Consider the following 12,855-nt stretch of genomic DNA (forward strand, 5'->3'; position numbering starts at 1 on the left):
GCCATATCCTTATTTTTGTCAAATTCATACAACCGATATGTTGTGTTGCTGATAATAGTCCTGCTCTGCCAACAACCTTAAATTGTGCATATCGGTTGTCACCTGCCAGTTGTCCGCCGTTAGCGCCACCTTCGACACTTCCGTGCTGCGAAGCTGAATATCCTGGCCGGTATCCAACAGCTGTGACAGATGTAAATCAAGCTCTGTGACAACCTCTGCTGTATGGTGCACTTTGCCCCTCAGCAGATCAAAATCCGGTGACCAGCCTTTGTGAAACAACTCCGGCTGCTGATACAGCTGCGGGTCATCTGCCAGAAGAGCAACAGCCTCTTCCCCATCACTTTGCAACACAGCACTACCAGACAATACACCTGCACCGGCCACATCCAGCCGGATCTCAAGCCGGGCAGTAATGATTTGCCCACTGGGGTGGCGTAATTGGTACTCGAACAGTTCAGTAACACCGGCAGTATGATGCTGGCTGCCATTTGGGGTGTATACATAGTTACCGTGTTTATTAATATGCAGCACGCCATAACTACCGGTAATATTAATACCGGCGTAATTGACCTCCTGATATAAGCCACTGCTACCTTTAACAAATAATTTGGTAAAACTGGAGCCCAGTACATCGTCTGCCAAAATATTACCGCTGACACCTGGGTTAGTATCCACAGTGTACTTATCAAGGTGGGTGAGTGTTTGCACCAATTGCACGCTGGACAGGAAAGAGCCGCCAATCGTATTAGTGGTATTAACGGTAATACGATAAGTGCCACCTGTGAGGCCATTAAGACTTAGTGACACCCCGGTACCAACCAGAGGCAAACCCAGTAAAGCTGTACCACTGACACTGCCGCCGGGTACAGCCACCCAGCCACCGGCACCATTGGATTTTTCCAGCACTACAGAGTAAGAGGGCAATACGGCCAGAGCCAGCGACGTACCGGCATAAATAATGATATTGGAAACATCATTAGCATCAACCTGAAAAGTCAACTGAGCATTGCCCTTGCCAGGGTTCAGCAAAATAGCTCCCGGAGTGCTAAAAGTACCCAGCAGATTGGTAACAGGTGCATCCATCACATTTTTATATACTACTGCGGCAACCGCACTGTTGTTACCCGCTGATAATACCAGTTCGGCATTGTCACCTGGCGCCCCCCAAACCAGATCGACCTGATCGCTATCTATGCGCACATATAAGGTTGCCGTGCTCTGACGGCCGGTAGCGGTGTCGGTAATACGATACTGGAACTGCTCGGCTTTGCCGATAACGGTAACATTGGCATCCGGGGTGTAGCTGTAATTACCCGCAGCATCAATTGTAAGCTGGCCGTATTGGCCCTGAATGACGGTATTACCCGCAGCAGCAACTACGGTTTGGTTAACCTGGCTGACGACAGTATTGACAGTGATCAGATCTTGCTGCGATGCATCATTTAAATCAGTCAGTACATTACCGGATGCAGCAATATCATCATAACCCACCGGGTTACTGTAATCCGCCTGCATCAGCGCACCTGACAGGGTTGTCGCCACGCTTAAACCAACCAAGGCATTAATAGCAACAAAAGCACGGTATTCACCCGTAGCCAGGCCTTCAACAATAACACCTTTAGCATTGCCAGCCAGCAAACTGACTGACAAGAACGATGCCTGCCCGGCACCACTTACTGCTACCCACTGATTACCCTGTTTCATTTGCAGGACAATACGATGATCTCCCAGCGCTTCAATTGCCAGAGCGGTGCCTAGCGTCAGGGTGATCTGGCCCTCACTGCCATCGGCTACTGTAAAACCAATTGAAGGCGTTGCCAGAACCTGCAGATTAATTGCCCCCAGCAGCCCCAACAATAGCGTGTAAGCCGCATTGCCAGTAGCACTATGTGTTTCGGTAGGCAGAATATTCACTTTAGCCGTGGCGGCATTATCATAAGCAGCAATATCTACCACCACAGGAGCAGCTATCTGAGCGGCAGCAGACAGGTTACCGCTGCTGTCTGCTAACACCACCGATAGCAAACCGCCATTATCCTGTGCAGGGTTAAGCACTATGGTAAAAGTACCATTTGCTGCAACAATTCCGCTGCCTACAACTTCGGCGGCAGCATTATATACTGTCACCGTGGCTCCGGGTTCTCCCTCTCCTGTTAGCTGAGTACCCGGCGCATTAATACTGAGATTGTCCGCCACCGCCGGTGGAATTAAATCAGGGGCATTAACATTGGCTGCCACAGAAGTATTACCGGCGGCATCAGTTAATGTTACCGTTAGCAAACCACTGTCGCCTTGTACGGCAAGCAAGCTGATAATAAAGCTGCCATCTGGCTGAACCAGCCCGGTGCCTACTATCTGGTTTAACGCATTGCGCACCGTTACAGTGGCACCCGCTTCGCCGTTCCCGCTAACGCTTAAACCATCTGCAGCAACCTGCAAATTAACCGGTACCAACGGGGCAACAAGATCCGGGCTTAATACAGAACCGGCAGCGGAAATATTACCAGCAGGATCTGTCTGGCGTACCTGCAGCAAGGAGCCATCATTTTGTGCCGGGCTTAACACTACCGTAAAGCTGCCATCGCCTTGTACAGTGGCGGTGCCGATTATCTGGTTTGCTGCATTGCGCACGGTAACAGTGGCACCTGCTTCACCGGTGCCGGTCAGGCTTAAACCGTCAGCATTGACCTGTAAATTTGCCGGAGCCGGCGGCGCAATCAGATCAGGGGTGCTGACATTAGCCACAACAGAGGTGTTACCCGCCGCGTCTGTCAGGGTGATCTGTAATACCGAGCCATCCCGTTGTAATGGCGTTAGTGCAATACTGAAACTGCCATCAGGTTGTATGGTGCCAGTACCTACCAGTTGATTCGCAACATTGCGCACCTCAACCACAGCCCCCACCTCACCGGTACCGGTCAGCACACTGCCATCGGCACTTACCTGTAAATCGGTTGCTGCATCCGGCGCGGTCAGATCCGGGCTGTATATAAGCCCCGCAGCAGAATATTTACCGGCACCATCGCTCAGTACTACTTCCAGTGAACGCCCATCAATCTGCGCAGGCAGCAAAGCAACACTGAAGGTACCATCGGGTAGGACCACACCACTGCCTACCTGCTGGCCGTCTTCATTCCAGACAGTAACAATGGTGCCGGCTTCACCTTCTCCGGTAAGTTCAGTGCCGGCACCATTCATAGCTAAATTAACCGGCGTAGCAATTTCAATAAGATCCGGCGCGGTAGCAGAGCCTGCTGCAGAGACATTACCAGCAGCATCAGTAAGCGTTATGCTAAGTTCTCCGCCATCAATCTGCGGTGGGTTAAGTGTAATACTAAAGCTGCCATCTCCCTGAACAACCCCCGAGCCAACGATATGATTAGTAGCGTTACGCACTGTAACTACAGCACCAATTTCACCTGTACCTGTGATACCGGTACCTTCAGCATTAACCTGCAATGCTAAAGGCATAGCTGGCGGTATCAGATCCGGCGCACTGACTGTACCGGCTAATGAAGTGTTACCGGCAGCATCAGTAAGAGTTACACTCAGTAAACCGCTATCGCCCTGTACAACAGTTAGCACAATATTAAAGCTGCCATCAGCCAGCACTGTACCGGTGCCAATAATATCGTTTACAGCATTACGCACTGTAACAGTTGTACCAGCTTCGCCACGACCACTTAACATGGTGCCGCTTGCATTGACCTGCAGATTAAATGGTATGTCAGGGGCCAGTAGATCCGGGCTGTTAATAGTAGCGGCGACTGAAGTATTACCGGCAATATCAGTTAAGGTAATATTTAAAGGTAAGCCATCTGTTTGCGCCGGTGATAGTGTGACGCTGAAACTGCCGTCTCCCAGTACGGTGCCAGTCCCCACAACCTGATTTGCTGCGTTGCGTACAATTACCCCAGCGCCGACTTCTCCGGTTCCGCTTAGCAAAGTACCAGCAGCATTTACCTGTAAATTAAGCGGGAGATCCGGTGCAATCAAATCCGGGCTGGCGATGTTGCCTGCCACTGAAGTATTACCCGCAGCATCTGTTAGCGTTATGCTGAGCACACCACCATCGCTCTGAGCCGGTGATAATGAAAGCGTAAAGCTGCCGTCAGGTTGCACGGTACCTGAACCCACTATCTGGTTCGCAGCATTTCGCACAGTTATACCAGCACCGGCTTCACCGGTACCACTGAGGATACTGCCATTCACACTTATCTGCAGGTTGGCTGGCATATCGGGTGCCACCAAATCAGGCGCATTAACAGTGCCGCTGCCTGAAGTATTGCCTGCGTTGTCGGTTAAAACTACGTTGAGGTTGCCGCCGTTATTCTGCACGGGAACAAGGCTGATGCTAAAGCTGCCATCTGCCAAAACAGTACCGGTACCCACTACTGCATTTAGCGTGTTACGTACGGTAACACTAGCACCCGGCTCACCGGTACCTGTTAATATACTGCCATCGGCATTTAACTGCAGGTTTAGTGGTGCATCGGGGGCGGTAAGATCCGGGCTGGCAATAATAGCAGCTGCTGAAATATTACCTGCCGCATCGGTTTGCGTAACCCGCAGTGAGCTGCCATCATTTTGTACCAGATTCAGTGTAATACTGAAGGAGCCGTCAGCCTGCACCAGGCCGCTGCCTATTTGTAAATTGTTACTGTTGTAAATCCTGACAATTGCGCCAACTTCACCTTCTCCGGTTACCGTAACACCATCAGCTGAGATCTGCAGATTCACCGGTATATCCGGAGCAATAAGATCCGGTGCGCTCACATTACCAGCCACTGAGGTATTTCCGGCGGCATCGGTTAGCGTCACATGTAATACACCACTGTCCCCCTGCACAGGAGTGAGCGAAATAGTAAAACTGCCATCAGCCTGCACTGTACTCGTGCCCACTATCTGGTTAGCGGCATTACGCACAGTAACAACCGAGCCAACCTCACCAACCCCCGTTAAACTACTGCCATCATTGCTTACCTGCAAAGCAAGTGGCATATCCGGTGCTATCAGATCCGGGCTTGCCAGTTGGCTGGCAGCTGATACATTACCGGCACTGTCTGTTAAGGTAATGCTCAATTGCCCGCCGTCGTTTTGCTGCGGAGCCAACGTAATGCTAAACGATCCATCGCCCTGAACTGTGCCGGTACCGACAACCTGATTTGCTGCATTACGCACCGTTACTGTGGCATTCACTTCACCGCTGCCAGTCAGGCTGCTGCCAACTGCATTTATGACTAAATTTGCCGGTGCTGATGGAGGAATAAGATCCGGTGCTGTAAGTAAACCGGCAGCCGATTCATTTTCGGCGGCATCAGTTAAGGTGACACTTAATACACCACTGTCTCCCTGAGCCGGTACCAAAACCACAGCAAAGCTGCCATCAGGGCCAACCAACCCTGAGCCAACCAGATCACCTGCTGCATTATATATCCTGACTAAAGCACCAAGCTCACCTTGCCCACTGACTAATGTGCCAGCAGCATTAATATTAAGATTTAGCGGTATTTCAGGTGCAATAAGATCAGGGCTACTGAGCCAGCCGTTGTCAGAACTATTATTGGCGCTGTCAGTCAGTATGATAGTTAATAAACCACCATCCTGCTGAGCGGGCGTCAGGATAATGGTGAAGCTGCCATCCTGCGCAACAATACCGGAACCAATAACGGTATTGGTATCATCACGCACAGTAACAGTTGCGCCAGCCTCACCGGTTCCGGTAATTTGTGTGCCATCGGCGGCGATCTGCAAATTCTGAGGTATTGCCGGAGCAACCAAATCAAGGCTGTTGACATGGCCGGCAACAGAGGTATTACCGGCAGCATCAGTTAACGTTACACTTAAAGATGAACCATCTATTTGTGCGGGGGTAAGTGCAATGCTGAAGCTGCCATCTGCCTGCACTGTGCCGGTGCCAATGATCTGATTTGCCATATTACGTACAGTAACAGCAGCGCCAGGTTCACCGGTGCCGCTAAGGGTCAGCCCATCCGCGCTGACACCCAGATTGTCCGGCATTGCCGGTGCCTGTAAATCAGGTGAGTAAACATTTGCTGCCAGCGATGTATTACCCGCGGCATCCGTTAAACTTACACTTAATGTTGAACCATCTGTTTGTGCCGGCGTCAGGGTGATACTGAAACTGCCATCGGCCTGCACTATACCGCTGCCCACTATCTGGTTTGCAGCGTTGCGCACCGTGACCGTTGCTCCGGCTTCACCACTGCCACTTACGCTGCTGCCATCTGCACTGACCTGTAAATTCACCGGGGCGTCCGGTGCAGTATTATCATAAGTGCCCACTAAACCCGGCGCCGAGTATTTACCGGCACCGTCGTTTAACACCGCCTGCAAGGTACCACCATCCTGTTGTGCTGGCGTCAGGGTAATACTAAAACTACCGTCGCCCTGTACTACGCCACTGCCAACCAGCTCACCGGCGGCATTCCATACCTGCACCTGCATACCGGATGTACCTTCGCCCGTAAGCACTGTGCCATCCATGCTGACACTCAAATTCACCGGTGTCGCTATCTCAACCAAATCAGGACTTTGCACCGTCGCTGCGGTTGAGGTATTACCCGCGGCATCGCGCAATACCACACTGAGTTGCCCGCCATCTATCTGTGGTGGGTTCAGTGTAATACTAAAACTGCCATCTGCCTGTACTGTGCCACTGCCGACCACCAACCCCGCAGCATTTAACACCTTCACCGTCGCACCCACTTCGCCTGTACCACTTAGTGCCGTGCCCTGAGCATTCATTTGTACCTGTTGCGGCATTGCCGGTGGCGTTAAATCCGGGCTATTAATACTGCCTGCTACAGAGGTATTACCCGCAACATCTGTTAGGGTTATCTGAAGTGCGGCTCCGTCTGTTTGTGCCGGGGTTAGATTAATGCTGAAGCTGCCGTTAGGTAATACCGTTCCTGTACCCACAACTTGATTTGCAGTGTTATATACCACCACTGCGGCACCGGCTTCGCCTGCACCACTGATAATATTACCCGTTGCATTAATCTGTAGATTAGCCGGCATATCCGGCGCTACCAAATCTGGTGCAGCAACTGCAATAGCCAGAGAGCTGTTCCCAGCACTATCAGTAAGTATTACACTGAGCAGCCCACCACTGTTCTGCACAGGTGTCATTTCTACACTGAAAGAACCATCAGGCTGCACTACTGTAGTGCCTATAATCTCATTTATAACATTGCGTACCGTGACTTCAGCACCTGGTTCTCCGGTCCCCGTCAGTATACTGCCATCTGCATTTACCTGCAGATTCAGTGGAATATTTGGTGCTATAAGATCCGGGCTGTTAATAACCGCCGCTGAGGATATGTTACCTGAGCTGTCGGTCAGTGTGATACGAAGCGGGCTACCATCATTCTGAACCAGATTAAGTGCAATACTGAAATTACCATCTGCCTGCACCACCCCGGTGCCAACCTGATGATTCAAGCTATTATAAATTTTTACAATTGCCCCAGGCTCACCCGCTCCCGTGATGACAGCGCCGTTAGCCGAGATTTGCAGATTTACCGGCAGATCCGGAGCGATAAGATCCTGTGCAATAACATTGGCTGGCTGTGATGTATTACCGGCAGCATCGGTTAAACTTACACTTAATGTTGAACCATCTGTTTGTGCCGGCGTCAGGGTGACACTGAAACTGCCATCGGCCTGCACTATACCGCTGCCCACTATCTGGTTTGCAGCGTTGCGCACCGTGACCGTTGCTCCGGCTTCACCACTGCCACTTACGCTGCTGCCATCTGCACTGACCTGTAAATTCACCGGGGCGTCCGGTGCAGTATTATCATAAGTGCCCACTAAACCCGGCGCCGAGTATTTACCGGCACCGTCGTTTAACACCGCCTGCAAGGTACCACCATCCTGTTGTGCTGGCGTCAGGGTAATACTAAAACTACCGTCGCCCTGTACTACGCCACTGCCAACCAGCTCACCGGCGGCATTCCATACCTGCACCTGCATACCGGATGTACCTTCGCCCGTAAGCACTGTGCCATCCATGCTGACACTCAAATTCACCGGTGTCGCTATCTCAACCAAATCAGGACTTTGCACCGTCGCTGCGGTTGAGGTATTACCCGCGGCATCGCGCAATACCACACTGAGTTGCCCGCCATCTATCTGTGGTGGGTTCAGTGTAATACTAAAACTGCCATCTGCCTGTACTGTGCCACTGCCGACCACCAACCCCGCAGCATTTAACACCTTCACTGTCGCACCCACTTCGCCTGTACCACTTAGTGCCGTGCCCTGAGCATTCATTTGTACCTGTTGCGGCATTGCCGGTGGCGTTAAATCCGGGCTGTTAATACTGCCTGCTACCGAGGTATTACCCGCAGCATCTGTTAGGGTTATCTGAAGTGTGGCTCCGTCTGTTTGTGCCGGGGTTAGATTAATGCTGAAGCTGCCATTAGGCAGCACTACGCCAATACCCAGAAGTTCATTATTTACATTAAGTACTCTGACGACAGCGCCTGGCTCACCACTGCCAATCAGTTTCTGGCCATTGTTAATAACCTGCAAGCTGACTGGCATAGGCGGTGCAGTGAGATCCGGGCTGCCAACCACTGTAGCGGTTGATTGATTTCCGGCTGTATCAGTGAGTGTCACCTGAAGCGAACTACCATCTGTTTGAGCTGTTGTCAGGTTAACGGTAAAGAGGCCATTTGCTGCAACCTGGCCTGTGCCCACAATAACACCGGCACTATTGCGAATTGTCACTGCGCTGCCCGCTGCACCACTACCGCTGAGCGTTGTCCCATCAGCACTAAGTTGTAAATTATCCGGGGCGGCAGGCGGTGTTGTATCAGGTGTGTCAGACCAAACCGGTGCGGAATATTGATCCCCCATTCTTAGCGATAAACGCAAAGCCCGGCCATCATTCTGTGGTGGGTTAAGCATAACGGTAAAACTACCATCAGGGTTAACCATTCCCCAGCCAACCATCTGATTATCTGCATTATATACCATCACTTCAGCACCGGCAGGCTGGGCACTCCCCTGCACCATAGTTCCGTTGGCCTGCACCGTTACATTGGTTGGTGTTTGCAACATTACTAAATCAGGGCTTTGTACCACAACACTTTCTGAGGTATTGCCGTTGCTGCCTGTCAGCACAACATTTAGCTGCGATCCCTCTACCTGTGGTGGTGACAACACTATACTAAAACTACCATCAGCTGCCACAGTACCCGACCCCACTATATCCCCGGCAGCATCACGCACCGTTACAGCAGCACCGGCCTCACCCCGCCCGGTCAATACAGTGCCGTCATTACTTACAACAAGGGCGGAAGGGGCTGCCGGAGGCGTTAAGTCTGGTGTATTCACGGCACTAACAGATGACATATTACCGGCCGCATCAGTCAGGGTTACAGACAACGCTGCACCATCTGCCTGCGCAGGGGACAGGTTAATACTGAAACTGCCGTCAATGTTAACCATGCCAATGCCAACAATATCACCGGCCTGGTTACGAACTGTAACTACCGAACCAGGATCACCCCGGCCACTGATAACGCTGCCATTACTGCTAACCTGCAAATCGGATGCTGCTGCAGGTGGCGTCAGATCGGGTGAGGCGACCATTGCAGCCTGTGAAACATTTCCTGCGCCGTCTGTTAGTGTCACACTGAGGGCTGTACCATCAATTTGAGCCGGCGCTAACGTAATACTAAACTGGCCATTCTGCCCAACCGTACCGGTACCAATAATATCTCCTGCAGCATTACGTACCGTTACAACGGCTCCTGGTTCTCCCTCACCGGTTAATACTGAACCATTACTGCCAACCTGCAGATTCACAACAGCTTCCGGTGCCGTTAAGTCCGGAGTGCCCACGGTAAGGCTTGCAGATTCGGCCCCGGTGCTGCTGCTTTGCGTTACGTTTAATGAGGCACCGCTAATTTGTGCCGGAGACAATGCAATAGAAAATGAACCATCGGCAGCTACTGTACCGGTGGCAATAACCTCACCAGCGGCATTGCGTACCCTAATAGTAAACCCCGGCTGCCCGCGGCCAGTAAGGGTTGTACCTGTCGCATTTACTGCCAGATCTGACAGTGGCTGTAACACAACCGGAGGAGTGCCAACGACGTTATCATCTCCGCCACTACCGCCCGCCGCTGCAGCTAAAGCGGCTACCCCGGTAGCACCCAGGCCAATGGCCAGCCAGCTCACTCCTGCCGAAGCAGCAGGCACTAATAACAGCGCATCTAAAGAAGTAAGTTCGGTAAACTGCAGAGCAGTTAGCCCGGCATCATATTGCCCTAACCATAATGAACTGCCATCTTCAAATACCACCTGGTTATCATCTGCTGCAAAAAAGTTTTGGATATTTAATGTGTTACCGTCCGTAAACTGCAATACCAGATCATTGCCCAGTTGCCGTGCAGAACGAACACTGGTATGTGAAGCAGGCACTTTTACAATAGTATTACCACTTAGGGAAATATCACCAAACGGCAGTTCACGGCTGGCACCGCTTGCCCTGTCAATAATAGCCAACTCTTCAGTACTGATAATCATAGTTTTTACCTGCTGTAAAAGCGTTACGCTATAAAAACACCATTAAGTAACGGGTGTTTTACCAACATAAAGAATTGTGTTGAGGCAGGGTCGTTATACAACGATATTTTATTACTTAATGTTATTAAAAGGCAGCCAGAATACCTGGCTAACAACCACATAAAGTAACAATTAAAACACCCCAGACAAAACAAAACATTTTGTTGGATAAAGGTAGACGACAGGTTTTCATTCTGTCAACTGGGTATTAAACAGAAACAAGCAAGAGTGAGATGGGCAAAAACAAGGAAGAGTAATAAAAATACTAAGCCAGCAAAGTGCTGGCCTAATACGTTGACATTTGCAGTGGCTAAATCTGCCAGTTAACCGGGGCTTTGCCCTGATTAACCAGTAATTCGTTGGCCCGCTTAAAATGGCCACAACCTAAAAAACCACGATGGGCCGATAATGGCGAAGGATGCGGAGCTTCCAGTACAAAGTGGCGCTGTCGATCGATCAGCCGGCCCTTTTTCTGCGCGTGTGAACCCCAAAGCAGAAATACAATGCCCTGGCACTGTGCGCTAATTTGGGCAATGACCTTATCAGTAAATTGCTCCCAACCTAAGTGGCGGTGTGAATTGGGCTGAGTTGCCACCACGGTAAGCACGGTATTAAGCAGCAATACCCCTTGCCGGGCCCAACTTTCCAGACAGCCATGTTGCGGGATCTGAAAGTCGGCATATTCCAGCGCCAGCTCTTTATACATATTTTGCAGTGATGGTGGCACCCGCACACCCTGGCGTACAGAAAACGCCAGGCCATGCGCCTGATTCGGGCCGTGATAAGGATCCTGCCCCAGGATCACCACTTTAAGGTTATCCAGCCCGGTTAGTTTAAAAGCATTAAATACATCACTTTCTGGTGGGTATATCACCTGCCCGGCCTGGCGCGCCTGTTTTACCTGCTCCAGTGTAGCAATAAAATAAGGTTGAGTTTTCTCCTGTCCTAACAGTTGTTGCCACGACATCAGGCTTGCTCCAGCTTTAATAACTCTTGCTGCAGCACGGTAAAATCTGCCGGAATGTCTTTGCTAAGCCCCTGCTCTGAGGCGCAGCGCGCCAGTACTTCCGGCAAGGCTATTGGGGTACCCAGAATATTTTCAACCTGCTCTTTAAACTTAGCAGGATGAGCAGTACCGAGGAAAATACCGTATTCGCCTTGCTGCAGGCTGCGCTTTAATGCTTTAAAAGCCACCGCTGCATGCGGCTCGCTTAAATAGCCAAGCTGCGATAATTGCCGCACACCAAATACGGTGTCGTCTTCATCTACCATTACCGCCTCAATATCAGTGCGTTTAATAACGCCCTGCGCCAGTAAAGCCTCTACTCTTGGCCAGTTATTTGGCGCCGCAACATCCATGGCATTTGACAGTGTGGCAACAGTTGTTTTTGGCTGCCAGTTACCACTGCGCCAATAACGCGGTACGGTGTCATTAGCGTTAGTTGCTGCAACCATACGCTTAATAGGTAAGCCCAGCGTTTTGGCAATTAAACCGGCGGTTAGGTTACCAAAATTACCACTGGGTACTGCAATAACTATCTGGTTGCGCTTATCGGCAGGCACTTGTGCTACTGCTTCAAAGTAATAGCAAACCTGGGCAAATAAACGGCTGATATTAATTGAATTAGCTGAATTAATACTGAGTTTTTCTACCAGCGCTTTGTGATCAAACACCTGTTTTACCAGTGCCTGACATTGATCAAAATCGCCCTCTACCGCCAGCGTGGTGATATTTTCACCCAGCGTGGTAAACAGCTTTTCCTGTAGCGGGCTGATTTTGCCTTTGGGGAATAAAATCACCACCTGCACACCACTCTGGCGGTAAAAAGCATGCGCCACAGCCGCGCCGGTATCGCCCGATGTTGCCGTAACAATAGTGGTTTTTTTTCCGCCCTGTGCCTTTGCCAGCGCTTGCGCCATAAAACGGCCGCCAAAATCTTTAAATGCCAGCGTCGGGCCGTGAAACAGTTCCAGGCAACTTACGTCGTCAGTTACCGGCACCAGTGGCGAAGGAAAGGTAAAAGCATTGCTAACCATCTGCGCGACTTCTGCCCGGCTTAATTCGTCACCGATTAACGCCTGTAAAATAACGCTACTGCGCTCAACTAATGGCATATCAAGCAGTTTATCAATATTCAGTTCAGGCCAACTGGTAGGGAAAAATAAACCTTGCTGCTGCCCCAAGCCCTGGCGTACTGCCTGTAAAAAACTCACCTGCTCGGCAGGTACTTTAATATTTGTTAACATCGTTAT

At 50.8% G+C, this 12,855-nt stretch carries 3 protein-coding genes; all 3 read right to left on the reverse strand.

Features of this window, described 5'->3' with window-relative positions; genetic code table 11:
- Window positions 1-24: 24 nt before the first annotated feature.
- The 3 genes from M2404_RS00955 to thrC all read right to left on the reverse strand — a co-directional run bounded on the left by M2404_RS00955 (window position 25) and on the right by thrC (window position 12,849).
- On the reverse strand, window positions 25-10,563 hold the full coding sequence (locus M2404_RS00955) for a BapA/Bap/LapF family large adhesin (RefSeq protein ID WP_259237645.1): 10,539 nt from the start codon (window positions 10,561-10,563) through the stop codon (window positions 25-27).
- Between the two features lie 349 nt (window positions 10,564-10,912).
- On the reverse strand, window positions 10,913-11,569 hold the full coding sequence (ung, locus tag M2404_RS00960) for a uracil-DNA glycosylase (RefSeq protein WP_259237647.1): 657 nt from the start codon (window positions 11,567-11,569) through the stop codon (window positions 10,913-10,915).
- Window positions 11,569-12,849 carry a threonine synthase gene (gene thrC, locus M2404_RS00965; RefSeq protein WP_259237649.1) on the reverse strand — a complete coding sequence of 427 codons (1,281 nt, stop codon included), beginning with the start codon at window positions 12,847-12,849 and terminating at the stop codon, window positions 11,569-11,571. Before thrC ends, ung begins: the two co-directional genes overlap by 1 nt.
- Window positions 12,850-12,855 lie beyond the last annotated feature (6 nt).

Source organism: Rheinheimera pacifica, assembly GCF_024809855.1.
Taxonomy (GTDB): domain Bacteria; phylum Pseudomonadota; class Gammaproteobacteria; order Enterobacterales; family Alteromonadaceae; genus Alishewanella; species Alishewanella pacifica_A.